The sequence below is a fragment of the Litorisediminivivens sp. KMU-197 genome, assembly GCF_056858395.1.
On sequence record NZ_JBXEQG010000005.1, the window covers coordinates 103,088 to 125,837 of the forward strand.

Consider the following 22,750-nt stretch of genomic DNA (forward strand, 5'->3'; position numbering starts at 1 on the left):
AGGTGCTCTCACGCTCCGTATTTCCGGGGCGTCTGGTTCGGGGATATTTCCCCCGGTTGCGAGGCACCATGGTCATTGATTACGTCACCCTGCCCGAAATCGACGTCATTTGCCGCAGCATCGGATTGATCGGAGTCTTGCTCTACGTGGGCGGGTTCTTCTGTCTCTGCATGGGTCGGCTGGACAGCCGGGGAACGGCGTATTTCGTGCTGGTCTTCGTCGCTGCGAGCTGCGTGCTGGTCAGCCTCTGGGCGGACTTCAACCTGAGCGCCGCCATGATCCAGCTGTTCTACATCGCCATGTCGCTGGGCGGCGTGGTGATGCGCTGGCTGTCGCGGCCGCGGTTCGAACACGCCCCGAAAGCCGCGGACCGGGTCTGAGCGCCGTCAGACAACCCCGTAGGCCAGCATCGCGTCGGCCACCTTCTTGAAGCCCGCGATATTGGCGCCCTTCACGTAGTCGCAATAGCCTTGGCCGTCGGGATTGCCGTCCTCGCAGCCGAATTCCAGGCAGCGGTCGTGAATGCCCATCATCAATTCGCGCAGCCGGGCCTGCAACTCGTCCTCGCGCCATGACATCCGTGCCGAATTTTGGCTCATTTCCAGCCCCGACATGGCCACGCCGCCCGCGTTGGCCGCCTTGCCCGGCGCGAACAGGATGCGCGCCTGCTTGAACACCTCGACGCCCTCAAGGTCGGTGGGCATGTTGGCCCCCTCGGTGACCGCGATGCAGCCGTTCTTGACCAGCGTCCGCGCCTCGTCTCCGTTCAGCTCGTTCTGCGTGGCGCAGGGCGCGGCGATATCGGCGGCGACCCCCCAGGGCCGCTGGCCCTCATGATAGGTGGCGCTCCCGAACTCCTCCACGTAATCCGCGATCCGTCCGCGCCGTCTGGTCTTGTGCTCCTTGACCCAGTTGATCCGGTCGAGGTCGATGCCGTCCGGATCGTGGATGAACCCGCGTGAATCCGACAGCGTCAGCACCTTGCCGCCAAGCTGAGTGATCTTCTCGGCAGCATGCGTCGCCACGTTGCCCGACCCCGAGACAACCGCCGTCTTGCCGAGGATCTCCTGCCCCTGCCGCTTCAGCATATCCTCGAGGAAATAGACCGCGCCATAGCCCGTGGCCTCGGTCCTGACCAGGCTGCCGCCGTATTCCAGCCCCTTGCCGGTCAGCACCCCGGTGAACTGGTTGGTGATCCGTTTGTACTGCCCGAACATATAGGCGATCTCGCGCGCGCCCACCCCGATATCCCCCGCCGGCACGTCCGTATCGGCGCCGACATGGCGGTAGAGCTCGGTCATGAACGACTGGCAGAAGCGCATCACCTCGTGGTCCGACTTGCCCTTGGGGTTGAAGTTCGCGCCGCCCTTGCCGCCGCCCATCGGCAGGCCGGTCAGGCTGTTCTTGAAGGTCTGTTCGAAGGCAAGGAATTTCAGCACGCTTTCGGTGACGTTGGAATGAAACCTTATGCCGCCCTTGTATGGCCCGATCGAGTTGTTGTTCTGCACCCGCCAGCCGCGCTGCACACGGATGTTGTTATTGTCATCCTCCCAGCACACCCGGAACGACACCACACGGTCCGGCTCTGCAATACGCCGCAGGATCTGGTATTCGTGATAGGCCTCCTTGTCCTGGATGAAGTCGAAGATGTCCTGCGCGACCTCGTGGATGGCCTGAACGAACTCCGGCTGTCCGGGATTGCGGCGCTTCACGCCCTCCATGAATTGATTGAAATCGACATGATCGGTGACGCCCATGTCCGGTCCTCCCTAGAAAAAAGGCCATTGGCGCGCAGGCGCGAGAACGGCAATGAAGAACTGCCTAAAATGCAGATGACAAAAGCCACGAAATGCCCGACCGATTGTCGGAGGGCACAGGTCATCTGACAAGTGTTTTGTTTTGGCGGCCTTTCCGGGCGCGCGTCAGCCGCCGTTGCGCAGGATCTGGTCCATGCTCAGCGACGGCTGGGCACATCCCGCGTCGCCGACGATCCGCGCCGGCACCCCTGCGACGGTCTTGCAGGGCGGAACCTCCGCCAGCACCACCGATCCCGCGGCGATCCGCGCGCAGTTGCCGACGCGGATATTGCCCAGAACCTTGGCCCCGGCCCCGATCAGCACGCCATCGCCGATCTTGGGGTGACGGTCCTGCTCTTCCTTGCCGGTGCCGCCCAGCGTGACCGAATGCAGCATCGACACGTTGTCGCCCACCACCGCGGTCTCGCCGATGACGATGGAATGCGCGTGGTCGATCATGATGCCCTTGCCGATGCGGGCGGCAGGGTGGATGTCGATGCCGAACACCTCGGACACGCGCATCTGGATGAAATAGGCCATGTCGCGGCGGCCCTGATGCCAGAGCCAATGCCCGACGCGATAGGACTGCACCGCCTGGAAGCCCTTGAAGAACAGCAGCGGCTGGATGAACCGGTGGCAGGCCGGGTCCCGGTCAAAAACCGCCGCCAGGTCGGCCCGTGCCGACCGTCCGATGGTGGCGTCCGAAACAAAGGCCTCGTCACAGATCTCGCGCAGGATCTGTTCGGACATCTCGCCCGAAGCCAGTTTCAGCGAAATCCGGTAGCTGAGCGCCCGGTCGAGCGACGGATGGTGCAGGACGCTCTGGTGGATCAACCCGCCCAGAAGCGGCTCATCCGCAACGGCTTTTTCCGATTCTTCGAGGATCCGCGCCCAGATCGGGTCGACCTCGGCGATTTGCGCTTGTGTACGGGCCATGGCATCCTCGTCTCGGCTGTCGTCCCTTGGATATAACATCGCAGAGGCCAACGCCAAGCGCAAACCTGTGATCAAGGGCATTCGCGGGCATGATCGATTCGGAAAAGGACCGCTTTCGCAAGGTGATAGAGGACAAACTTGCGGAGCTCGCCGATGAAAGCGACCGTGGCCGGGACGGGCAATCGGTGGTCACGCTGGATCAGCAATCCGTCGGGCGGCTCAGCCGGCAGGACGCGCTGCTCAGCCAAAGCATGGCCAAGGCGGCGCAAACCCGCCGCGATGCCCAGGCCGCGCGGCTGCGTCAGGCGTTGATCCGGTTGGGCGGCGACGACTTCGGCTATTGCGACGACTGCGGTGAGCGGATCGCTGTGAAACGGCTGGAGTTCGACCCCGCGGTGACGCTCTGCATCGGCTGCGCCCGCGGATGAGGCAAGCCCGGCGCATCAGGCGGCCGTCAGTCGGAAGTTTGACGCCGCCGCAGTCCCGGACTTGAGCCGGGACCTCTTCTCAAGCTTGGACGTGAGGTGCCGGATCAGGCCCGGATCAGCGTGAAAAGGTTCGGCGGCAATAGCACATTACGTACCTCCCTCACCCGATCCGCCGCCCCGCCCGCCAGTCCAGCAGCCCACGGAACACCGTCTCCATGCAGCGGCAATAGCGTTCCTCGCCCAGCGCCGGCTCATCCGCCAGCGGACGCGCCCGCGCCGCCGCCATCAGCGTGCCATTGCCCCAGTCGCGGTGCGGCCGGCCCAGCCGCTTGGCATAGCGATCCGCGAAATCCGCCTCCTCGATCATGCGCCGGCACAGCCCGTCCCGCGCGGCCTCGGGCACCAGCAGTAGGGCCCGCGCCGCCGCCGTCACGTCTCCATGCAGCACCGGCCGCATCAGGCCTGCCACCGCGCGAACAGCCCCGGCCCGTAAACATCCGACACCTGCGCCACCTCGACGGCAAAGCCGGGCACTGCCCCATCCGCGGATTGCATCCCGGCCGTGTAGCTGAACCCCGGCGCATCCAGCACCTCCTCGCGCAGCACCGTCACGCCGTCCATGACCCGCAGGATATACCGCTCGAAGGCTTCGCCGAGCGGCACATCCGCCAGGTCCCAGCTGTCGCCGTCGATCCGGGTCCGACGTACCCAGTCCACCGCTAGGTCCGCGCCCTGCCATGTCCCCCGCAAGTGGGCCGGGCTCAGCGGCCGCAAGCCGTTTCCGTCAAAGGCATGCACCTCCTGCACGTAGGACGGGTCGCTCACCGGACGCCGCGCCGGTCCGATCCGGTAATGCCGCGCCAGCCTGCGCTGCGCAAAGGCAAGGTCGATCTGCTGTGGCGCGCCGTCCATCAGCACCACATAGCTGCGCACAGGCCAGGCTTGCGGCATCAGCGCATCGGTGCCCAGCTGCCCCCGCAACCGGTGGCTCAGCAGCCAGGTATCCTCATCCACCAACTCCGCGTCCCGGAACTGGAACAGCTCCCACCCACCGGGCGTGCCGTCACCGATGGCGCACAGGTTGCCACCCGCCAGCAATCCGGCCTCGTCGATCGTCTCGAACATCCCCGTGGTCAGCTTCACCTGCACCGCGTCACCGCGGTCAATCAGCCCGGAACGGGCGGCGAACAGTGGCGTCTCGGTCACGCCAAAGGTCGCCCGCGCCGCGATGATATCGTTCAGCGCATAGTTCGCATCCTGCGCCGAGTCGTAGACCGCCACGCTCCCCGGCCAGGGTTTCGCGGCCACCGCCAGGTGCGGCGCATGCGGCACCTCGTCGCCGCGCATCAGCGGCAGGTCCATGAACAGCGGCAGCACCGGCACCGGCGCCACGAATTCCGGGACCGAGGGCAGCTCGTCGGGCAGGTCCACCGGCTTGTAGACCTCGGGTTCGATCCTGACCGCCTCGACGATCTGCTCGCGGCCCACCTCCTGCCGATCGACGCGGTACAAGGCCCGCGATGCGCCCTCGGGCAGCGACACCACGTCCCCCGGCCCGATGTCCAGCCGCGACGGCGGCAGCGCGAAACGCGCCGTCTCCCGCGCTACCCGGGCCTCCGCCAGCCAGCGCTCGACCGTCTGCCGCCCCTCGGCGCGGGTCATCACCAAAGGTATCTCGCTGCGCGACACCGCATGTGTCGCCTCGTCCGGCAATACGGCTTCCTCGGCCACAGTCTCGTAATCGCCGTCCGAGCGGATGAACTCCAGCCTCACACGTCCCGCCATGTCGGCCTCCGACGCCCGCGTCTGGGTCAGCACCCCGTCGAGGTCCTCGTTCAGCGCCAGCCGCGCGGCATCGACCGCCTTGGGGTTCAGGCCGTTGCGCATGACGAAATGCAGCACACCCCGGCGCTCCACCGCATCAAAGCCGTAACGCAGCATCAGCGGCTGCATTAGCTTGCGCATGTCGCCAATCTGCTCGCTCAGATATCCCCGCACGAAACCGTGCAGGCCCGACACGTCATAGGCCAGCACCCCCGCCTCGATGCAGATTTCCTCGACCAGCTTGGCCAGCGACATCCCTGAGACCCGCCCGTTCAGCCAATGCCCCCGGGCGTAGTTTTCACCATCGCTCCACAGCTCGTTGCCGGGAAACGCCGGGAAAGGACGCGTGTCCCATGCCCAGACGAACGCCCGGCCCATGTCGATCATCGGCGCGCCGTATTCCTCGCTCACCGGATTGTTCGCCGGGTCACCCCAGTACTCGGTCACAGCGCGCAGGTACTGCCGCTGGATCAGCTCATCGCGCCGCCCGTCGGAATAGCGCGGCAGGCCCGACTCGCTCGACTTCGGATCGAGGAACTTGTTGGGCTGGTTGGTGCCCTTGTCGACGGCTGCACAACCAAACTCGGTAAACCACACCGGCTTCATCTGCGGCAGCCATGCCGTGGGCGCGGGTTCGGCCACCCCGCCGGTCCGGTTGTGATGCGCGTGCTCCCACCACCCGCGAATGTCCTTGTAGCGGAACACCCAGTCCTCGCCATAGGCGCCATCGGTAATGGGCGTGCGCCGCTGCGCCTCTCGCGCCTCGGGCGTGGTGTAGTACCAGTCGTAGCCCTCGCCCCCCGCCACATTGCCGCGCAGGTAATCAAGGTTGTAGATCGCGCCAAAGCCCGCATCCGCGTGATCCGCGTCGTCGCGCCAGTCCGACAGCGGCATATAGTTGTCGATCCCCACGAAATCGATGTTCGTATCTGCCCACAGCGGATCGAGGTGGAAGTACACGTCTCCCGACCCGTCCTGCGGGTGATAACCGAAATACTCCGACCAGTCGGCCGCATAGGAGATCTTCACATCGGGGCCGAGGATCTCGCGCACGTCCGCCGCCAGCTGTCGCAACTGGTCTACGGCGGGAAAGCTGCCCCCGGCCCCGCGTATCTGGGTCAGCCCGCGCATCTCGGAGCCGATGCAGAAGGCGTCGACACCACCCGAGGCGGCGCACAGCGTGGCGTAATGCAGGATAAAGCGGCGATAGCCCCAGCCCTGCGGTCCGCTGTAAACAACGGTCTTGTCGATGACCTTGGCAGCCCCCGCCAACGCGCCGATCACGCCACCGTTCGCCGCACTCACCCCGTCCACCGCGAAGTCACCGACCTGCGCGGTCCCGAAGAACGCCGCCACCTCAGCCTCGGCCGCCGCCGTCCCGTCCGGAGACCCCGGCTGCCCCGGCGCCTTCGACGTGGTGATCCGCCCGCGCCACGGCAGCACCGGCTGATCCACGGCGTCGCTGTAGGGATCCGGCAGTCCGTTATCCGCCTGCTGCTCCATCAGGATGAACGGATAGAACATCGCCACCTGCCCGCGCGCCTTCAGCGCCGCGATGCCTTCCAGCACCGACCCGTCGCTGGGGGTCCCGCCATACACCGGTTCGCCCCCTTCATCCAGCAGCACCACTTCCGCCGCGCCCCGCGCCATTCCGCTGACCTTCCAGCCCGCATCCTTGCCGTCGAACTCGGTCTGCTCGACCTTGGGCTGCACCGTACACTCGCCAACCCGCAGATCGTCCCCGAACCAACACACCACCAATGAGGCCGCGCCCATGTTCGGACATTCCTCAACCAGCTGATCCAGCGACACGTCCAGATCGCTCCGCCCCGATGCGCCGTTCACGTTGGCCAGCCGGTGCTGCCCCGGCCCGTACTTGTAGCTCACCGGCGTCGTCGCCAGCGCATATTCCCCGGTCCCCGGGATCAGCGCCACCGCCTGCAGGTTATGCGGGACCTCTTTGTAGCCTTCGGGCGTGTCGGTCTGCACCGGCCGCGAGACTTCGAAGCTGAACTGCGGCACCCGGTTGCCGAACGCGCTGAGGTCAAGGTCCTCCAGCACCACATAGGCCGTCCCGCGATAGGCCGGCACCGCGCCCGCGCCCTCGATCGCCTCGATCTTGGCGTCGGGCAATTGAACCTCGGCGCCGGTATAGACCCGCATCGTCAGGCTCTCAGGCGAGATCTCCTCGCCATCCGCCCAGACGCGCCCGACGCTGGTGATCTCGCCCTCGCAGATCGCGATCGCAAGGTTCACCGAATAGGAATAACGCGTCTCCTTCACCTTGGGCTGCGGCGGTCCGCCCTTGCCGCCACCGCCGCCACTTTTCTTGGTGTTCACATGCTCGGTGAACTGGCTGGCCCAGATCACATGCCCCGCCATCCGCATCCGACCGTAGGCCCGCGCCACCGGCGCGCCTTCGCCCGCGCGATTCACCCGGAAACGGTCAATCCGGTTGCCCTCAACAACCACCTCGGACCCCTGCCCCATCAGCCGCTGGTCAATGGCCCGCCCGATGGTGGCGCCCACGAAGCGGCCCACAGCTGTCATCGACAGGCCAAGGAACGTGCCCCCGACCGAGCTGCCAAGCGCCGCGCCGGCGGCGGAAAGAACGATAGTCGCCATCAGATGGCCTCCCCTTCAAGGAAATGCAAACCGCGCCACGATGCGCCGCGCCCAGGGGGCGCTCAGCGGGCTCTCGGTGACCCCGTGGCCGGTGTAGGAATGGATGAAGGACCCTTGCGCCCCGATACGCGCCTGCAATCCCAGATGCTTGGCGACTGCGCCGTCCCGCATTCGGAACAGCAGGACATCGCCCGGCGCGGCCTGCTGCAACGGCTTCGCCAGCAAATGCGCCTGCGCCGCCCGCCACAGCCGCTCGTCTCCCTGCGGCTCCGACCAGTCGCGGGTATAGGCCGGCACGGCTTCCGGCTCCGCGCCGAATACCTCGCGCCAGACCCCGCGCAACAGCCCGAGGCAATCGCACCCCGCACCCTGCACGGAGGCCTGGTGCAGATAGGGCGTCCCGATCCACCCGCGCGCCGCGGCCACGACCCTGTCGCCGGTGCAGGTCATTTGCGCTTGCCGCCCGACTTGCCGCCCGAGCGCGCCGGGCTGGCAATCAGCCAGTCATCCTCCGGCACATGCGGAAAGCCCCGATAGTTCAGCAGGTTGTCGAACTTGAACCGGCAGGTTTCCACCCGCTTGTCGCAGCCCGCCGTCAGCCGCACGGTTTCGCCCACCGCGATCTGTGCGCGCAGCGGCTCCCACAGCTCGATTTCCTGCCGCCCATCGACGATGACATCCCGTTTCACCGCGCCGAACAGCCCCTCGGCCACCCCGCTCAGCACATCCATGCGCCCACGTTGGAACCACCCCGGCGCGAATCCGCCGCCGGTGTCGACCGTCACGGTCGAGGTCTCGGCCACCGCCTGCACCACGCCCTCCCAGACGAACCCCGGCGTCGTCAGATCGAACCCGCAGGCCGCATCCCCCAAAACCGCCGTGCAGGGCGACTGGTAGACCCGCCCGAACGGCCGGTTCAGCGCCTCCGACAGCCCCCGCAACTCGGCCTCGAAGGCGCCATCGATGCGCTTCAGCTCGCCGATCGTGCCGCGAAACAGCAGGTGCCGCTGGCTCACGTCCTGCCAGTTCACCAGCCAGGCCCGCACCATGGCCCCGTCGAAGCGCCCCGCAAGGATGTCCGCCTCGGTGATCGCCGCATCCGACAGCGCGCCGACCGCCTCGGTGTTGTCCACCGACAGGCCCGTGCCCTGCTGCAAGGCCATCGCACTGAGGCCCGTGTCCGCACGAAACACCAACCTGTCGAACGCCAGTGCCCGGTCGTGATCGGTAAAGCCGAACACCGTGCCATCGGTGCGGTCGATCGCCCAGGCCCGGCACAGCGTCGTCAGACCGCTCTCCAGATGCGTCTGCAAACCCTCCGTCAGCATCAGATACGCACCTCCACCACCGGGACCGAAGGCACCTCTCCGGCCTGAAAGGACGCCACCGAGGTCGCGATTCTGTCGGTGTCGAACCGCACCGGCACGTCGAACTCGAACCCGGCCGTGATCTCGACGTCTTGCAACGGCGGCCGCTCGAAGGTCACGACCCCCGTCGCCTCGTCCACGTCCCAGTGAATGCTCTCCTGCAACTCGTCACCCTGCACGCCGATCTTCACCGTGCCGTTGACCGGCTTGGTGATCGGCCGCGCGTACTCCGCCCCGCCCGACTGATAGGTCTTGACCAATTGGTACTGCACCGAGGCGCCATCCCCGATGGCGATCACCTGATCGCGGTAGTCCGGCGCCTTCGACGGCAGCGACGACTTGAAGTCTGACCAGTCCTTCCACCGAAATCCGTAAAGCTGCCCGCGCCGCGCCTCGAAAAAGCCGATCAGCACCTCGATATCGTCCAGCGACCTCAGCCCCAGACCGGCATCATAGCGATGCCGCGACTGCGCCCAGGGCGTGTTGCGCTCCTCGAACCCGTTGGCCAGCGTGACAACGTCGGTCCGCCGCTCCGGTCCGCCGGACGACCCGAAACTCAGGTTCGCGGGAAACCGTACTTCGTGAAATGACATGGCTTTTCCCCTCTCAACGATTGCGATTGCCGCGCGCCAGCGCCCGGCCCATCTGCGCCGCGATCTGGCTGGACGACCGGCTAAAGCCCTGCACGTCCGGCGTCTGGATGTTCATAACCACGTTCACCGGCCTGCCGCCGCCACCGGCCCGCACCCCCAATTTGCCGTCAGGTCCACGGCTCAGTGGCATGATCGCCTCCGGTCCCGCCTCGCCCATCAGCCCAAGCCCACCGCGCATCGGAAAGTGCACCGGCCCGCCGACCACACCGCCATTGGCGAAGGGCGTCACCCGGCCCTGGCTGAACGCGCCGCCCTTCTCGAAGGGAAACAGCCCACTCACCATGCCGCCCAGTAACGAGCCGAAGTGATCCGTCACCGGCTTCACCGCCGCGCTGTAGGCCGCGTTTATCATCGACTGGCCGATCACGTTCAGCGCCTCCGAGAACTTCATCCCGTCCAGCACCACACCGTCGATCGCCTTGCGCAGCCCGCCGGAGAGCGTCGAGCTCAGCGCCTTCGCCTGGTTGCCCGTCGCCGAAAATGTCTGATGTATCCGCTTCAGTTCCACGTCGAAATTCGCCGCCAGCGACGAGGCCGAGCCCAGCGACTGCGCCAGCGCATCGACCTGCAGGTCGAGATCGTCCAAGCCTTCAAGTTCCGCCATCTTCCGTTCCTTTCTCGTCCGGGAATGCCGCGATCAGCTGGTCCAGCCGGTCGCGGGTCAGCACCGTCCCCTGCCCGCCGACCCCAAGCATCAGCATCAGCTCCGCCGGGGTCAGCGCCCAGAATTCGTCGGGTTTCAGGCCCAGCCCGCGCAGCCCCGCCGCCATCAGCCGCGCCCAGTTGATACGGGTCACTCCGCCGTCTCCTCCGGCACCATGAAGGCCCGCGCCAGCAGCGCCGCCGCCGCCTTTGCGGCGCCCAGGGGCCCGCCCGCGATCTCGGCCCGCACCAGATCGCGCGGACCGCCCTGCCAGCCACCGCCGCGCAAGCCGGCCACGATCAACGCCAGCACGTCGCGGCTGGCAAACCGCCCGCCCTCGAAACGCTCGACCAGATCGACCAGCGATCCCTCGTCCAGCGCCTCTTCCAGTTCGGCCAGCGCGCCCAGCGTCAGCTTCAGCACCCTTGCCTCTCCGTCGATCACCAGGGTGACCTCTCCCCTCCACGGATTGGCCATCCTCAGAGCGCCACGAAGTTCAGCTGCCCGGCCGAAGACAGGGAAACCTCGTAGGTCGCCTCTCCGTCGTGGTTCCCGGCGTACTCCAGCGACGTCACTTGGAACGGTCCTTCGATGGTGCCGAAATCGGGGATGATCACCTGAAAGCTGGGCACCTCCCCGTCGAAGAAGATCTGCCGTGCGCGCTCGTCCGTCGCCGCGTCCTTGAAGATGCCGGCGCCGGAAATCGCCGCGCTCTTGACGCCCGCGCCGGCCAGCAACTCGCGCCAGCCCCCGGCGCTTTCCAGCGATGTCACGTCCACCGTCTCGGCGTTGAAGCTGATCCGCGAGGCGCGCAGCCCCACCATCGTCTCGAACTGTCCTGCCCCCGAAAGATCGACCTTGATCAGAAGGTCCTTGCCGTTTTGCGCTGCCATGTCGCTTACTCCGATTGAAAGTTCAGTTGTCTTCGACCCGCGCGCGAAAGATCATGTCGATCTGCCGCGTGCCGTCGCCGGTGTTCCGCTTCGCCTTGGCGCGCAGGAACCTCAGCCCCACCAGCCGTCCCCGGCTGAGGGACAGTGGCGCATCGACCAGGGCATCGCTTACCGCCGCAGCGGCCTGCTTGGCATCCTGGAACCCCTGGTGTTCCGAAAACACCGAGACGCCAAAGTCATGCATCGCGCCGCCGCCGGTCTTGTCGGACCGGTCGCGCACATGTTCCGCGCCCAGCGTCACGTAGATCGCCGGCAAGGTACCCGCCGGGATCGCGTCATAGACCGCGTTACCCACCACCGCCGTCAGCGCCGCATCGCCCGCCAGCCTCTGGTAGACTGCCTCCTGCAAGGCCGCCGTCACCGCGTAACTCATGTCGCCAGCTCCTCTTCCGTGAAACAGGTCAGATAACGCCCCTCCGGGTCACGCTCTGCCACCGCCTCGATCCGCCAGACCCGCGCGCCCGCGCGAAACCTCTGCCCCGGCTTCGGGCGCTCGGGCGCGTCTTCAGGCGCCCCCCGGACCACGATCCGGTACGCCGTCACCGATTGCGCGGTCGCCGCACCGCCCGTCACCCGCCCGGTGCGCGCCGTCACCTCGGCCCACAGCGTGCCCAGCGGCAGCCACAGCCGGTCAAAGCCGCCGGCGCCATCGGCGACGTCCTGCGGCGCCTCCAGCATCAGCGCCCGTGTCAGCCGCGGCACGCTCATGTCCGCACCCCGATCCGCACCCGGCGGTAGCGCTCGATCAGGCTGGTCACGCCGAACGGCATGCACCCCTGCCCCAGCGAGGTCTCGTCGCGGTACTCGTAGTAATGTGCCGCCAGCAGCATCACCGCCTGCCCGAGGTCCGCCGGAAGCGCCCCCCAGTCGGCTCCGTAGCCTGCGGAGAAGCGCGTCACCGCCGTGCCGCCCGTAGGGATAGCCGGCAGGCGGCTCCCCGTGGCGCGCAACTCTGGGTCCTGCATGTCCTGCACCAGCCGATAGTCGCCGGGGTCCACCACGCTGACCGCGCCGGCCACGTCGCGGATCTCGACGGATCCCACTCCGCTGACAGGTGCCACCGGCAGGCGCTGCGCCGCGGTCTGGTGCCAGCCCTCGACCGTATAGGCAAAGTCCCGTGCAATCAGGATCTTGCCGGTCCGGGCCTCGATCGCCGCCATGGCTGCGCGCAGAAAGCTTTCCAGCACCGCGTCCTGCACCGTGGCACCGGCAAACCCGGTCCCCAGGCGCAGGTGCGCCTTGAATTCCTCGACCGGAAGCGCCGCCGCGGGCACATTGGTCTCTTCCACCAACATCATCTTCGCAAACTCCGTCATGCCGGCCCCCTCGGGCCCCCAAATTCAGGCGCGCGTCACCCTGCGTTGCTCGAACGGAGGGGAGCTGCCAGACAACGCCGGGTTCCCGACGCGCGCCTGCCGAAGGGCCATTACGACCCCCCGGCCTCACCATCCCGGATTACGAGACGGCGAAGCGCAGCAGCTTGATCGCGGCGAAGTCGCTCACGTCACCGCCGACACGTTTGGTGGCATAGAATAGCACGTTGGGCTTGGCGCTGAACGGATCGCGCAGCACGCGCAGGTCCGGACGTTCGGCCACGGTATAGCCGGCAGAAAAATCGCCAAAGGCAATCGAATCCGATCCAGAAGCAATGTCCGGCATGTCCTCGGCGATCAGCACCGGATAGCCCAGCAGACGCGCAGGCTCACCGGCGGCCAGACCGTCCGACCACAGGAAACGACCGTCGCCGTCCTTCAGCTTGCGCACCTCGCCGGCAGTCTTCGAATTCATCACGAAGGTGCCGTTGGCGCGATAGGCGGCGCCCAGCGCATAGACCAGATCGATGATCGCATCGCCATTGCCCAGCGCGCCGTCGCTGCCCGTGGGCACATAGCCGAGGTTGCCCCAGGTCCAGACGTCGTTGTCCACCGCCGGATGCGTCAGGAAGCCGGTGGGCTTGTCGACACCGTCACCGCCCACGAAGGCCGCCGCCTCGGCGCGCGAAAACTTCTCGGCAATGCGCCCCGCCAGCCAGCTCTCGATGTCAAACGCCGCATCGTCCAGCAGCCGCTGCGAGGCCTTGGGCAGCGCCGACAGCTCGTAGAGCGGAATAGTGATCCGGTCGACGGTCGGCGTCCCGGTCTCGGTCGACGCGCCGGTTTCGCTGGCCCAGCCCGCGCCGACGTCACTGGTGTCGATCAGCACGTCGTAGGACGTCGCCTCGACGTTCACCACCGTGGCCACCGCACGGATCGACGCGCCCGAATGCAGCACCGACCGGATCGTCTCGGACATCTGCGGATCGACAAGGAAACCACCGTCCGAGTTCACCGCCGTCGACATGCTCTTCTGGTCCAGCTCCAGCCCGCGCAGGCCGTCGTCGTCGCCCGAGCGCAGGTAGGCATCGAAGGCCTTCTGGTGCGGCGCGTCATAATCGGTTCCCGCCAGCACCGGGCGGGCCGCGGCAAGGGTCTTGCGTTCGAACTTGGTCATCTTTTCTTCCTGCTTTTCAACACGTTGTTCCATCTCGGCCTTGAAGGCCTTCAGTTCCGAAACGAAGCCGCCCACCGCGGTCTTCACTTCCTCAGCCGGGGACAAGGGATCCCCGCCCGCTGCCGTCGCATCGGTGTTACCCATCTGCTCTCTCCTGATGTCCCGCGGCGTCAGGTGCCGCGCGCGATCTCCTGACGCGCCGCCTCAAAGACCGCCGCCAACTCCCGCAAGTCGCTCTCGGGGCTGTCGCCCTTCGCCGCCACCCGCGCACTGGGCAGCATCGGGAAGGTCACCAGCGACACCTCCCAAAGCTCCAGTTCCTGCAAGAGCCGCCGGCCCTTGTCCGATTTCACCGCCTTATGCGTGCGGTATCCGATCGACAGCCCGTCGATCGCCCCCGCCGCCAGCAGCGCCGCCGCCTCGCGTCCCTTCTCGACGCTGTCGAGGATACGGCCCTTCACGTGCAGGCCGCGGGCATCCTCGCGCACCTCGTCCCAGACGCCGATCGGCTGGGTCGGGTCATGCTGCCACAGCATCCGCACCTTGCGCCCCTCCTCGCCCAGCCGCTTGAGCGAGGCCGCATAAGCGCCCTTTGCCACCACGTCACCGCCCTGGTCACGGGCTCCGAAAAGGCTCGCATAGCCTTCGATCACATGTCCGTCGGTCACGCTCAACGCGCCCTCGAAAGACGCGAACTTCGTTTCAAGTTCCATCACACGCTCCACATCTGCCGCTCCGCAGGCCGGGGCTGTAGGCCGGGCTTCAGCCCGGCACCCCCCGACCCAAATCCTTCGCAGGATGGGCACTTCGCACCCATCGTCACTGCACCACCAGCAGGCTCTGGAACGCCTGCCCGAGGATCGCGGCCACCACGCCGTAGACCGCCAGCCAAAGCCGCTTCTCCAGCCGCTCCAGCAACTCCTCCAGCCGGTCCAATCGCTTGTTCATCGCGGCGAATTGCAACTCCGCCACCCGCTCATGCGCCTCCAGCCGCAGCGCCGGGGCGCAATCGAATGCCTCGAACCCCACGCGCTCACCCATTGTCAGGCTCCGCCGGCAGGCCTAGCAGTCTGCGCTTTTCCGCCACCGACAGGAAATCAGCCGCCGTCACCCGCGCCCACTGCGCCTCGCGCTCGGCGGACAGCGCCGGCACTTGGTCCAGATCGGGTTTCAGCTCCAGCGCCTCGCCAGCATAGCCACTCAGCCAGGCACTCAAGGACGCCGTCACCCGCGCCGCCAGCGGCACCACCGTCAGGCGATAGAACGCCCGGTTGGCCTCCTGGTAATTGGCATAGGTCGCGTCGCCGGGTATCCCCAGCAGCATCGGCGGCACCCCGAAGGCCAGCGCGATCTCGCGCGCCGCCGCATCTTTGGTTTTGTGAAATTCCATATCCGAGGGCGAAAAGCCCATCGGCTTCCAGTCCAGCCCGCCTTCCAGCAGCATCGGCCGTCCGGCATTGCGCGCGCCCTGGTGATTGCTCTCTATCTCGCTCGCCAGCCGCTCGAACTGGTCGGCGCTCAGCGCGCCCTGCCCGTCCGCGCCGCGATAGACGATCGCCCCCGACGGTCGTGCGGCATTGTCCAGAAGCGCCTTCGACCACCGCGAGGCCGAGTTATGCACATCCAGCGCCTGCGCCGCCGCCTGGAACGGCGACAACCCGTAGTGATCGTCCTGCGGATGGAAGCTCTTGACGTGACAGATCGGCGACAAGGGCCCCGTCACATCGAACCGGTGCTTGCGCCCGCCTACGGCATACTCATAGGCCACCGGCCAGCCATCCCGCCCAGGCACCAGCGACATCCGGTCCGAGCGCAGCACGTGCAGCTCCAGCGGCACGCCCTCCTCGCCCGAGACCGCCTCGACATAGCCATTCCCGCTCAGCAGCAGGTGACCGTACAAGGCCTCCAGCAATTCCGCCCGCCCCTGCGCCGGATTGGGCCGCGTCACCAGCGCCATCAGCGGATGCACCTCGTAGCGCCGCTCCGCATCCTGCAACACCAGCGGCAGCGCCGCCGCCGCCTCGGCAATCAGCTTCACAGCGCGAAACCCCACCGGGTTCCCGGCAAAGCCCGCTCGCGTCAGCGACACCGTATCGCGCGGGCTCCAGGCCACCCGGCCCGCGCCCTGCCACGCCACGACCCGCCCGGTCGCGCTTGCCTTGGCCTCCGGTTGCCGTTCCGCCTTGTCCTGTCGCAGAAAATCAAACATCGCGTCCCACGCTCCCTTCATCGGCCCCTCAGGGCACAGCTTTCCCGTCGCCGGACCCCGAAGGCCCCGGCCCGTATCGCCATCTCGTCGTGTTGAACTCACGGCCCCGCGCCGTGCTTCATCTTGCCCTGTAAACTCCCGCCGGAGGCATCCCCGGCCTGACAAGACCCACTATGCTATCAAATGGTTAAACCCACCCGATCACACCGTACGCAGCCCCGGCCGCGCTCAGAGCCTCCGCACGCCCGACCGCGCCGCGCGCTGTTCCAGCACAAGTTCCGTCACCGCCCAAACCAGCGCATCCACCCGGTCCGGGCTGCCCTTGCCCTCAAAGCCCTTCAGCGACATCCGGCACATCTGGTCCTCCAGCAGCCCCAGCCCGGTGCCATGATGCACCCGGCCTTGCTCATAAAGCGCCGCCACGGGTTCGGCCCGCGCCACCTTGCCCCGGCTGGCCGTCACCTTCTTGTAGGGCACCGATCCATCCACCTGCCGCACCACCGCCTCGACCAGATCACCTCCCTGGTTCACCTCGGCCACGATCCGATCCGCCGCATGCTCGTGAAACGCCTCCACCGCCCGCTCCGCCCACGTCCGGGGCGAGGCCGCCGCGATGCTCGCATCCTCCAGCACGTAAACCTGCCAGTCCTGCACCGGACCCTGCATCCTGACGCCCGCCACCACGATCCCGCAGGCATCCGATCCCGCATGCCCCGTCACCGGCGGGTCGACCGCCACCACGATCCGGTCCAGCGGCGGCAGCCCGCCCGTCCGACACCGATCGAGGATCTCATGCGTCCAGAGGGCGCCGTCGATATCGGTCAGCAACTCGCCGTCCAACTCCTGCCGCGCCAGCCGGGACCCTTCGTACCGCGCACGTACCTCCACCAGAAAGGACTCCGCCAGATGCGCCCGGTTCGCCTCGGTCGGCGCCCGCGTCACCACCGACGACGGCGACTCCAGCAAGCGTTTCAGCGCCTCGGCATTTCGTGGCGTCGTCGTCACGCAGGCCCGCGGGTCATCGCCCAGCCGCAACGCGAATTGCAGCATGTCCCAGGTCTCCGATCCGTTCGGCCACTTCGCCAGCTCGTCCGCCCAGGCCGCATCAAACTGTGGACCGCGCAAGGCCTCCGGATCGTTCGCCGAATAGGCCTGTGCCACCGCCCCGTTGGGCCACACCAGCCGCCGCTTGCTGGCCTCCCACACCGGCATCCGGTCCGGCGGCGAACAGCGCAGGATCCCGCTGTCGCCGAAGATCATCACGTCGCGCACCTGGTCATAAGTCTCGCCCAAAAGTGCCACCCGCCGCGCCCGGCCCGGATCGCGCGGCCGCGATCCCTCGACCATCGACCGCACCCATTCGGCCCCGGCACGCGTCTTGCCCGCGCCGCGCCCGCCAAGCACCACCCAGGACCGCCAGTTCCCCTCCGGCGGCAATTGATGCGGATGCGCCCAGAAGTCGAACAAAAAGGGGAGAGCCAGAAGCTCTCCCTCACCAAGGTCGTCAAGAAACGCGTCCTGCACCGCAGCATCGGCGCAACTGAGCAAGACGGCACCCGATTTCAGATCGGGCCTGATCGAGATCGAGTCCATATGATCCCTCGATGGCTGCTTCTCTTCGTGCGTGTTCTGCAAGTTGTGCCTCCGTTTCCATCGCCAGCTTCATCCACCCGCGAATTTCCGCGAGCGTCTTGCTGACGTCCTTCAAAGTTCCGACTTCCCCGTCCTGGACCCGCTTCTTCAGGTCGCGCAGCGCCATCTCGAAGTCCTCGAGGTTCTCCCGCACGGCCCGCAGCTTTTCGTCAAGCCGCGCCGTCGTCTGGTCCGGTGTGATGAGTGTCATGCTGAAGGTATACCTCCCACCTTTGAGGTTGGTCCCCCGCACGATCCACACGAAAAAACGGCCGCCCGGGTTCCCCCGGGGGCCGCTCGCCCATGTCTTCCAGCATGTCACAAGTGATACACCGGACCGTCCCGCTTGTCAAACGAAATCGGGTTAACGTATTGTTACCTAAGCGTTTTTCTGATCAACCTTCGCGCAAGGAAAGGCACCAGCCCCAGACCGCCCTCACCTCGGGCCGCAGTGTCACATCGCTGCGCGCCAACAGGTAGAGATGCCGCTCGCCCATCCATTCCCCGTCCCAGGCCTGTACCAGCCGTCCGTCCGCAAGGTAACGGTCTACATAGGCGCGCGGGGCCAGCGTCACCCCCTGTCCTGCCACCGCCGCATCAATGGCCAGCGCTGTCTGGCTGAACGTCGGCCCGCGCCGCGCGGCCTCACGCGGCAGGCCAAGCACCGTTTCGAAGAACTCCGGCCAGCGCCCGTGCGGCTCCTGCAACAGCACGGCCCGCTCCGGAGCCTCCCGCGCACGCTCCGCCACCTCCGGCGCCGCCAACGCGATCAGCCGGTTGTGAAACAGCAACTCCGCCCGGAGCCCAGCCCCGAACGGCCCGCGGCCTTGCCGCACCGCCAGATCGATCGGCTCGGAATAAAAGCTCGTCACCCGCTCCGTCGCGCGGATCTGCAACTCCACCTCCGGGTGCAACTCGGTCAAGGACGCCATCTTCGGGATCAGCCAGGAGGCCGCGAAGCTCGGCGTCACGCTGATCGTCACCTCCCGACTGACAGGCTGCAACCGCCCAGTCGCGGCCTCAAGTGCGGAAAACGCCCGCTCCACCGCCTCGTGATAGGCCCGCCCCGCATCGGTAAACGCCAGATCCCTGTGCCGCCGCTCGAACAGCGCCACCTGCAACCGCGCCTCCAAGGCCCGCACGTGCTGCGCCACCGCGCCTTGTGTCACGCCCAACTCATCCGCCGCCGCGCGAAACGTCATGTGCCGCCCGGCGGCCTCGAAGGCGCGCAGGGCATTGAGCGGCGGCAGATGTCTCATGGCAATAGTTTTCCTACAGGCACGTGCGCGGAGTTCTGGCTTCACGCAACGCTCTCACAAAGCCATATCTATCGCAACGCTGAACACCTCCGGACAGGAAACCTGCCATGACCCAGACCGCCGCCAACCCGCCCGCGACCCAATGGACGCCAGTCATGGTGATTAAATGGGCCGCCTCGATCATCCAGATCCTCGGCTACGCGCTCACCGGCTTCGGCCTGACCCCGTGGAACCTCTACCTGTTCCTGATCGGCGTGATCGGCTGGTTCGTCGTCGGCCTGCTGTGGAAAGACCGCGCCATCATCCTGATCCACCTCGTCGCCTTCGGCTCGATGATCGCCGGCATGGTCGCGGCCAAATGAGCTCCCCGTCCCGGACCTGATCCGGGACCTCCTGACTGCCTCACAGTGCGGTGGGGTTGGCCGACTCACGTATTTGTAGTATACCGAATAAATTATCACCTAAAGGTTGCAGGCAAGGTGTACCCCGCTTCGCCTGTGCAGAAGCGAATATTTCACAACCCTTTCTCATCAGGAGCATGTCATGAAGACCATCACATTGAAGCTTGTAGTACCCGCCCTCACCATCGGCCTTTTCGCCCTCACCCTGGACACCCCCGCGCAGGCGCAGGATTATATCCAACCGGCAGAGCCGCAGAAATTCCGCCTGTCCGACGAGATGAGGAAAAGCCTGAAAGAGTCGAGCGAGGATGTCCAACTGCTGAACCGGCAGCTCTTCCAGTTCATCGACGGCACCTGTCCCAATCCGTTCGTCCCCTGTCACTGCACCTTCGAGGGCTTCCAGGCCCCGTGCAGCTTCGTTCTGGCCTGTCTGGCCAACGGGCTGTGCGTGCTCGACGACTGACACGGCAACACGCCCGCCACAGGGCCGCCCGACACGCACGCCCGGCCTCCCCTGAAACGCAAAAGGGCGGACCCCAACGGCCCGCCCCCTCATTCCAATCAGACGAAACTACTGCCCCGCCTGCTCCGCCTCGATCTTCCGCCAGGCGGCCACATTGCGATTATGCTCATCCAGCGTCTCGGCGAATGCGTGTCCACCAGAACCGTCCGCCACGAAGAACAGATAATCCGTCTCTGCCGGGTCCACCGCCGCCTGGATTGCAGCCGCGCCCGGGTTGGCAATCGGACCGGGAGGCAACCCGTTGATGACATAGGTGTTATACGGCGTCTCGCGCCGCAGTTCGCTCTGCCGCAGACCCCGGCCCAACACGCCTTCGCCATTGGTGATGCCGTAGATAACCGTCGGGTCGGTCTGCAACCGCATCCCGTCACGCAAACGGTTCACGAACACGCTCGCCACCTGCCGCCGCTCGGCGGCGACGCCGGTCTCCTTCTCGATGATCGAGGCCAGCACCAGCATCTCTTCGGGCGTCCCGATCGGAAGATCCTCGCTGCGGCTGGCCCAGGCCTCGGCCACGATGGCCTCCTGCCGGCGCTGCATCTCAGCGATCAGACCCGCCCGGTCTGCGCCCGGTCGCACTTCATAGCTGTCCGGCGCCAATGAGCCCTCCGCAGGCACCTCGACATCACCGGCCAGCACGTCGAGCGCCTTCAGCTCCTCCACGACCTGCCAGCTTGTCACCCCCTCGGCCAGCGCCACACGGTAGCGCGTATCCGATGCCTTGCGTACCCGCTCGTAATCCTCCGGCACCGCGTCTTCGCCCGGCGTGAACTTGGCAACCTCGGTGAACCGCCCGGTCGTGGGGTCCAGCTCGCGCACCTCCGCCGTCGCCCGGTTGACACCGATCCGGTACACCACTTCCGTGCCGCAGGTGCTGGCGCCGCCACGGGTCACAACGTCGGTGATTTCCGCCATGCTCGCGCCCTCGGGCACCAGAAACGACCCGGCCTTCAGCGCCGTGTCCTTGCCGGTGTAATCCGCGCCCACCCGGAACAGGAAGCCACTTGCAACCGCCCCCTGCGCTTCCAGGTCACGCGACACCCGCTCGAAGTTGGAGCCGCGCTCGACCTTCAGGCAGATCGGGGCCTGCAGCGGGCCCTCCGCCGAATACTGCTCGCGCGCCCAAAGCAGCACGCCACCGAACAGGAAGATCGCGACGACAAAGAAACTCAGGGCGTTGGACGCCACAGACCGCCACATGGCTTACACCTTCTTGAACAGGACCGAGGCATTGGTGCCGCCGAACCCGAAGGAATTCGACAGTGCATAGTTGATCTCGCGCTCGCGCTTCGCGTTCGGGGCCAGATCGACCTTGGTCTCCACCGCCGGATTGTCCAGGTTGATCGTCGGCGGCGCCACCTGATCACGGATCGCGAGGATCGAGAAGATCGCCTCGATCGCCCCCGCCGCGCCCAGCAGGTGCCCGGTGGCCGACTTGGTCGACGACATGGTGACGGTCGAAGCCGCATCGCCCATCATCCGCTCGACCGCGCCCAGCTCGATGGTGTCGGCCATGGTCGATGTGCCATGCGCGTTGATGTAATCAATCATCGACGGCCCGATGCCCGCCTTGCGCAGCGCCATCTTCATGCAGCGCTCGGCACCTTCGCCGGTCTCGGACGGCGCGGTGATGTGATAGGCATCGCCCGACATCCCGTAACCCACGACCTCGGCATAGATCTTCGCACCGCGCGCCTTGGCGTGCTCATATTCCTCCAGCACCACGACGCCCGCGCCCTCGCCCATGACGAAACCGTCACGGTCGGAATCATACGGACGGCTGGCCTTCTCCGGCTCGTCGCCGCGCTTGGTGCTGAGCGCCTTGCAGGCATTGAACCCGGCAATCCCGATCTCGGAGATCGCCGCTTCCGCGCCGCCCGCGATCATCACTTCGGCATCGCCGTCCTTGATGATCCGCGCCGCGTCGCCAATGGCGTGGGCACCGGTCGAACAGGCGGTCACGACCGAATGGTTCGGACCCTTGAAGCCGTACTTGATCGACACCTGACCCGAGATCAGGTTGATCAGCGCGCCGGGGATGAAGAACGGCGACACCCGTCGCGGCCCCCGCTCCTTGATGAGGATGGCGGTTTCGGCAATCGAGTTCAGCCCGCCGATGCCCGACCCGATCAGCACGCCGGTGGTTTCCAGATCGGCGTCGTCCTCCGGCGTCCAGCCGGCGTCGCGCACGGCCTGATCGGCAGCGGCAATGCCGTAGAGGATGAAATCGTCGACCTTGCGGCGCTCTTTCGGCGCCATCCAGTCATCGGAGTTGAAGGTCCCGTCGCTGCCGTCGCCATGCGGCACTTCGCAGGCATAGGTGGTGGCCAGATGGCTGGCGTCGAACCGGGTGATCGGTCCGGCACCGGACTTGCCGTCCAGAATGGCTTTCCAGCTTTCCTCGACGCCGCAGGCCAGCGGTGTCACCAGACCCAGCCCTGTCACAACTACTCTGCGCATGGTTCAGCCCCTTTGCAAATTCTTGGCACGCTCATACCCCGAGCGCGGGGTTCTGGGCAAGGCTTAGCGGCGGCAGACCGCCCATCGCCCGACCTGCCCGGACCGTGGCCCCATGGTGACCCTCGCGGTCCCCCCCGGCCACGAAAAACGGCGCATCCCGCTGGGATACGCCGCTGTCGAAACTCGAGTGACCGCAGGTCAGGACGCTTCTTTGATGAACTTCACGGCATCGCCAAAGGTCTGGATGGATTCGGCCGCGTCGTCGGGGATCTCGATACCGAATTCCTCTTCGAAAGCCATCACCAGCTCGACGGTATCAAGGCTGTCCGCGCCCAGATCGTCGATGAACGAGGCGTTTTCCACGACCTTGTCCTCTTCGACACCCAGGTGTTCCACGACAATTTTCTTAACGCGATCTGCGACGTCGCTCATGTTCAATTCCTCATCGTTTTGGCCTTTGGCCCTGTTTTGCCCGTGCCCCCGCGGGGTCGAACCTTGTTTTGCCCCTGAAGGGGCAGCGCGTGGCCAGCGGCCCTTGTCACCCGCAAATC

28 protein-coding genes are annotated in these 22,750 nt (G+C 66.5%); 4 read left to right on the plus strand and 24 right to left on the minus strand.

Going from position 1 to position 22,750, the window contains the following annotated elements; all coding sequences use genetic code 11:
• The first annotated feature begins 68 nt into the window (after positions 1-68).
• Positions 69-380, plus strand: coding sequence for a CBU_0592 family membrane protein (locus tag AC04PT_RS12765; protein ID WP_482874083.1), 312 nt, complete (start codon positions 69-71; stop codon positions 378-380).
• 6 nt (positions 381-386) lie between these two features.
• Here AC04PT_RS12765 and gdhA read toward each other — a convergent pair whose 3' ends face one another.
• Together gdhA and cysE are read right to left on the minus strand one after the other, a co-directional pair.
• On the minus strand, positions 387-1,757 hold the full coding sequence (gene gdhA, locus AC04PT_RS12770; protein WP_482874084.1) for an NADP-specific glutamate dehydrogenase: 1,371 nt from the start codon (positions 1,755-1,757) through the stop codon (positions 387-389).
• 165 nt (positions 1,758-1,922) lie between these two features.
• Positions 1,923-2,732, minus strand: a complete 810-nt coding sequence (gene cysE / locus AC04PT_RS12775) for a serine O-acetyltransferase (protein WP_482874085.1) — start codon at positions 2,730-2,732, stop codon at positions 1,923-1,925.
• Between the two features lie 89 nt (positions 2,733-2,821).
• Here cysE and AC04PT_RS12780 point away from each other — a divergent pair, with 89 nt between their 5' ends.
• Entirely contained in the window at positions 2,822-3,160 is a 339-nt protein-coding gene (locus AC04PT_RS12780) for a TraR/DksA family transcriptional regulator (RefSeq protein ID WP_482874086.1), read from the plus strand.
• A gap of 160 nt (positions 3,161-3,320) precedes the next feature.
• Here AC04PT_RS12780 and AC04PT_RS12785 read toward each other — a convergent pair whose 3' ends face one another.
• The 19 genes from AC04PT_RS12785 to AC04PT_RS12875 form a co-directional block, all read right to left on the minus strand.
• Positions 3,321-3,629, minus strand: coding sequence for a DUF7742 family protein (locus tag AC04PT_RS12785; RefSeq protein WP_482874087.1), 309 nt, complete (start codon positions 3,627-3,629; stop codon positions 3,321-3,323).
• A complete protein-coding gene (locus AC04PT_RS12790) occupies positions 3,617-7,609 on the minus strand; it encodes a baseplate multidomain protein megatron (protein WP_482874088.1) in 3,993 nt (1,330 codons plus the stop codon). Before AC04PT_RS12790 ends, AC04PT_RS12785 begins: the two co-directional genes overlap by 13 nt.
• Positions 7,610-7,624: 15 nt before the next feature.
• Positions 7,625-8,059 carry an NlpC/P60 family protein gene (locus tag AC04PT_RS12795; protein WP_482874089.1) on the minus strand — a complete coding sequence of 145 codons (435 nt, stop codon included), beginning with the start codon at positions 8,057-8,059 and terminating at the stop codon, positions 7,625-7,627.
• Positions 8,056-8,937, minus strand: coding sequence for a DUF2163 domain-containing protein (locus AC04PT_RS12800; protein ID WP_482874090.1), 882 nt, complete (start codon positions 8,935-8,937; stop codon positions 8,056-8,058). Before AC04PT_RS12800 ends, AC04PT_RS12795 begins: the two co-directional genes overlap by 4 nt.
• Entirely contained in the window at positions 8,937-9,569 is a 633-nt protein-coding gene (locus AC04PT_RS12805; RefSeq protein WP_482874091.1) for a phage distal tail protein, Rcc01695 family, read from the minus strand. Before AC04PT_RS12805 ends, AC04PT_RS12800 begins: the two co-directional genes overlap by 1 nt.
• A gap of 13 nt (positions 9,570-9,582) precedes the next feature.
• Positions 9,583-10,233, minus strand: a complete 651-nt coding sequence (locus AC04PT_RS12810) for a phage tail tape measure protein (protein ID WP_482874092.1) — start codon at positions 10,231-10,233, stop codon at positions 9,583-9,585.
• Entirely contained in the window at positions 10,220-10,426 is a 207-nt protein-coding gene (locus AC04PT_RS12815; protein ID WP_482874093.1) for a rcc01693 family protein, read from the minus strand. Before AC04PT_RS12815 ends, AC04PT_RS12810 begins: the two co-directional genes overlap by 14 nt.
• Complete coding sequence (locus AC04PT_RS12820; protein WP_482874094.1) at positions 10,423-10,749, minus strand: gene transfer agent family protein; 327 nt, start codon at positions 10,747-10,749, stop codon at positions 10,423-10,425. The genes AC04PT_RS12815 and AC04PT_RS12820 overlap by 4 nt, the downstream gene beginning before the upstream one ends.
• Positions 10,750-10,751: 2 nt before the next feature.
• On the minus strand, positions 10,752-11,165 hold the full coding sequence (locus AC04PT_RS12825) for a phage major tail protein, TP901-1 family (protein ID WP_482874095.1): 414 nt from the start codon (positions 11,163-11,165) through the stop codon (positions 10,752-10,754).
• A 22-nt stretch (positions 11,166-11,187) separates the two neighbouring features.
• Positions 11,188-11,598: a DUF3168 domain-containing protein gene (locus AC04PT_RS12830; protein WP_482874096.1), complete on the minus strand. Its 411-nt coding sequence runs from the start codon at positions 11,596-11,598 to the stop codon at positions 11,188-11,190.
• Complete coding sequence (locus tag AC04PT_RS12835) at positions 11,595-11,933, minus strand: head-tail adaptor protein (RefSeq protein ID WP_482874097.1); 339 nt, start codon at positions 11,931-11,933, stop codon at positions 11,595-11,597. The genes AC04PT_RS12830 and AC04PT_RS12835 overlap by 4 nt, the downstream gene beginning before the upstream one ends.
• The gene (locus tag AC04PT_RS12840) at positions 11,930-12,523 is read right to left on the minus strand and encodes a head-tail connector protein (protein ID WP_482874253.1); all 594 of its coding nucleotides are present in this window, start codon (positions 12,521-12,523) and stop codon (positions 11,930-11,932) included. Before AC04PT_RS12840 ends, AC04PT_RS12835 begins: the two co-directional genes overlap by 4 nt.
• 157 nt (positions 12,524-12,680) lie before the next feature.
• On the minus strand, positions 12,681-13,859 hold the full coding sequence (locus AC04PT_RS12845; protein WP_482874098.1) for a phage major capsid protein: 1,179 nt from the start codon (positions 13,857-13,859) through the stop codon (positions 12,681-12,683).
• 26 nt (positions 13,860-13,885) lie between these two features.
• Positions 13,886-14,428, minus strand: coding sequence for an HK97 family phage prohead protease (locus AC04PT_RS12850; protein WP_482874099.1), 543 nt, complete (start codon positions 14,426-14,428; stop codon positions 13,886-13,888).
• A gap of 106 nt (positions 14,429-14,534) precedes the next feature.
• The gene (locus AC04PT_RS12855) at positions 14,535-14,756 is read right to left on the minus strand and encodes a GTA head formation protein, RCAP_rcc01685 family (protein WP_482874100.1); all 222 of its coding nucleotides are present in this window, start codon (positions 14,754-14,756) and stop codon (positions 14,535-14,537) included.
• Positions 14,749-15,924 (minus strand): phage portal protein, encoded by a 1,176-nt coding sequence (locus tag AC04PT_RS12860; protein ID WP_482874101.1) that lies wholly within the window; start codon positions 15,922-15,924, stop codon positions 14,749-14,751. Before AC04PT_RS12860 ends, AC04PT_RS12855 begins: the two co-directional genes overlap by 8 nt.
• A 228-nt stretch (positions 15,925-16,152) precedes the next feature.
• Positions 16,153-17,517, minus strand: a complete 1,365-nt coding sequence (locus AC04PT_RS12865) for a DNA-packaging protein (RefSeq protein ID WP_482874102.1) — start codon at positions 17,515-17,517, stop codon at positions 16,153-16,155.
• Positions 17,429-17,767: a hypothetical protein gene (locus AC04PT_RS12870; protein WP_482874103.1), complete on the minus strand. Its 339-nt coding sequence runs from the start codon at positions 17,765-17,767 to the stop codon at positions 17,429-17,431. The genes AC04PT_RS12865 and AC04PT_RS12870 overlap by 89 nt, the downstream gene beginning before the upstream one ends.
• Before the next feature lie 184 nt (positions 17,768-17,951).
• Positions 17,952-18,815: a LysR substrate-binding domain-containing protein gene (locus AC04PT_RS12875; RefSeq protein ID WP_482874104.1), complete on the minus strand. Its 864-nt coding sequence runs from the start codon at positions 18,813-18,815 to the stop codon at positions 17,952-17,954.
• A gap of 107 nt (positions 18,816-18,922) precedes the next feature.
• On the opposite strand from AC04PT_RS12875, the gene AC04PT_RS12880 reads away from it, so the two are divergent.
• Positions 18,923-19,177 (plus strand): DUF6552 family protein, encoded by a 255-nt coding sequence (locus AC04PT_RS12880; protein WP_482874105.1) that lies wholly within the window; start codon positions 18,923-18,925, stop codon positions 19,175-19,177.
• A gap of 181 nt (positions 19,178-19,358) precedes the next feature.
• Positions 19,359-19,679, plus strand: a complete 321-nt coding sequence (locus tag AC04PT_RS12885) for a hypothetical protein (RefSeq protein ID WP_482874106.1) — start codon at positions 19,359-19,361, stop codon at positions 19,677-19,679.
• A gap of 108 nt (positions 19,680-19,787) precedes the next feature.
• Here AC04PT_RS12885 and mltG read toward each other — a convergent pair whose 3' ends face one another.
• The 3 genes from mltG to AC04PT_RS12900 all read right to left on the minus strand — a co-directional run bounded on the left by mltG (position 19,788) and on the right by AC04PT_RS12900 (position 22,631).
• Positions 19,788-20,939: an endolytic transglycosylase MltG gene (gene mltG / locus AC04PT_RS12890; protein WP_482874107.1), complete on the minus strand. Its 1,152-nt coding sequence runs from the start codon at positions 20,937-20,939 to the stop codon at positions 19,788-19,790.
• A 3-nt stretch (positions 20,940-20,942) separates the two neighbouring features.
• Positions 20,943-22,199, minus strand: a complete 1,257-nt coding sequence (gene fabF / locus AC04PT_RS12895; RefSeq protein WP_482874108.1) for a beta-ketoacyl-ACP synthase II — start codon at positions 22,197-22,199, stop codon at positions 20,943-20,945.
• A gap of 198 nt (positions 22,200-22,397) precedes the next feature.
• Positions 22,398-22,631 (minus strand): acyl carrier protein, encoded by a 234-nt coding sequence (locus AC04PT_RS12900; RefSeq protein ID WP_482874109.1) that lies wholly within the window; start codon positions 22,629-22,631, stop codon positions 22,398-22,400.
• Positions 22,632-22,750: the final 119 nt, after the last annotated feature.

Bases quoted from the DNA above. Each gene is read 5' to 3' on its own strand.
- cysE (WP_482874085.1), bottom strand. From the start codon at position 2,732: ATGGCCCGTACACAAGCGCAAATCGCCGAGGTCGACCCGATCTGGGCG.
- AC04PT_RS12780 (WP_482874086.1), top strand. From the start codon at position 2,822: ATGATCGATTCGGAAAAGGACCGCTTTCGCAAGGTGATAGAGGACAAA.
- AC04PT_RS12875 (WP_482874104.1), bottom strand. From the start codon at position 18,815: ATGAGACATCTGCCGCCGCTCAATGCCCTGCGCGCCTTCGAGGCCGCC.
- AC04PT_RS12860 (WP_482874101.1), bottom strand. From the start codon at position 15,924: ATGTTTGATTTTCTGCGACAGGACAAGGCGGAACGGCAACCGGAGGCC.
- mltG (WP_482874107.1), bottom strand. From the start codon at position 20,939: ATGTGGCGGTCTGTGGCGTCCAACGCCCTGAGTTTCTTTGTCGTCGCG.
- AC04PT_RS12765 (WP_482874083.1), top strand. From the start codon at position 69: ATGGTCATTGATTACGTCACCCTGCCCGAAATCGACGTCATTTGCCGC.
- gdhA (WP_482874084.1), bottom strand. From the start codon at position 1,757: ATGGGCGTCACCGATCATGTCGATTTCAATCAATTCATGGAGGGCGTG.
- AC04PT_RS12790 (WP_482874088.1), bottom strand. From the start codon at position 7,609: ATGGCGACTATCGTTCTTTCCGCCGCCGGCGCGGCGCTTGGCAGCTCG.
- AC04PT_RS12800 (WP_482874090.1), bottom strand. From the start codon at position 8,937: ATGCTGACGGAGGGTTTGCAGACGCATCTGGAGAGCGGTCTGACGACG.
- AC04PT_RS12850 (WP_482874099.1), bottom strand. From the start codon at position 14,428: ATGGAACTTGAAACGAAGTTCGCGTCTTTCGAGGGCGCGTTGAGCGTG.
- AC04PT_RS12845 (WP_482874098.1), bottom strand. From the start codon at position 13,859: ATGGGTAACACCGATGCGACGGCAGCGGGCGGGGATCCCTTGTCCCCG.
- AC04PT_RS12885 (WP_482874106.1), top strand. From the start codon at position 19,359: ATGAAGACCATCACATTGAAGCTTGTAGTACCCGCCCTCACCATCGGC.
- AC04PT_RS12810 (WP_482874092.1), bottom strand. From the start codon at position 10,233: ATGGCGGAACTTGAAGGCTTGGACGATCTCGACCTGCAGGTCGATGCG.
- AC04PT_RS12900 (WP_482874109.1), bottom strand. From the start codon at position 22,631: ATGAGCGACGTCGCAGATCGCGTTAAGAAAATTGTCGTGGAACACCTG.
- AC04PT_RS12870 (WP_482874103.1), bottom strand. From the start codon at position 17,767: ATGACACTCATCACACCGGACCAGACGACGGCGCGGCTTGACGAAAAG.
- AC04PT_RS12820 (WP_482874094.1), bottom strand. From the start codon at position 10,749: ATGGCCAATCCGTGGAGGGGAGAGGTCACCCTGGTGATCGACGGAGAG.
- AC04PT_RS12865 (WP_482874102.1), bottom strand. From the start codon at position 17,517: ATGGACTCGATCTCGATCAGGCCCGATCTGAAATCGGGTGCCGTCTTG.
- AC04PT_RS12855 (WP_482874100.1), bottom strand. From the start codon at position 14,756: ATGGGTGAGCGCGTGGGGTTCGAGGCATTCGATTGCGCCCCGGCGCTG.
- AC04PT_RS12825 (WP_482874095.1), bottom strand. From the start codon at position 11,165: ATGGCAGCGCAAAACGGCAAGGACCTTCTGATCAAGGTCGATCTTTCG.
- AC04PT_RS12880 (WP_482874105.1), top strand. From the start codon at position 18,923: ATGACCCAGACCGCCGCCAACCCGCCCGCGACCCAATGGACGCCAGTC.
- AC04PT_RS12835 (WP_482874097.1), bottom strand. From the start codon at position 11,933: ATGAGCGTGCCGCGGCTGACACGGGCGCTGATGCTGGAGGCGCCGCAG.
- AC04PT_RS12795 (WP_482874089.1), bottom strand. From the start codon at position 8,059: ATGACCTGCACCGGCGACAGGGTCGTGGCCGCGGCGCGCGGGTGGATC.
- AC04PT_RS12840 (WP_482874253.1), bottom strand. From the start codon at position 12,523: ATGATGTTGGTGGAAGAGACCAATGTGCCCGCGGCGGCGCTTCCGGTC.
- fabF (WP_482874108.1), bottom strand. From the start codon at position 22,199: ATGCGCAGAGTAGTTGTGACAGGGCTGGGTCTGGTGACACCGCTGGCC.
- AC04PT_RS12805 (WP_482874091.1), bottom strand. From the start codon at position 9,569: ATGTCATTTCACGAAGTACGGTTTCCCGCGAACCTGAGTTTCGGGTCG.
- AC04PT_RS12830 (WP_482874096.1), bottom strand. From the start codon at position 11,598: ATGAGTTACGCGGTGACGGCGGCCTTGCAGGAGGCAGTCTACCAGAGG.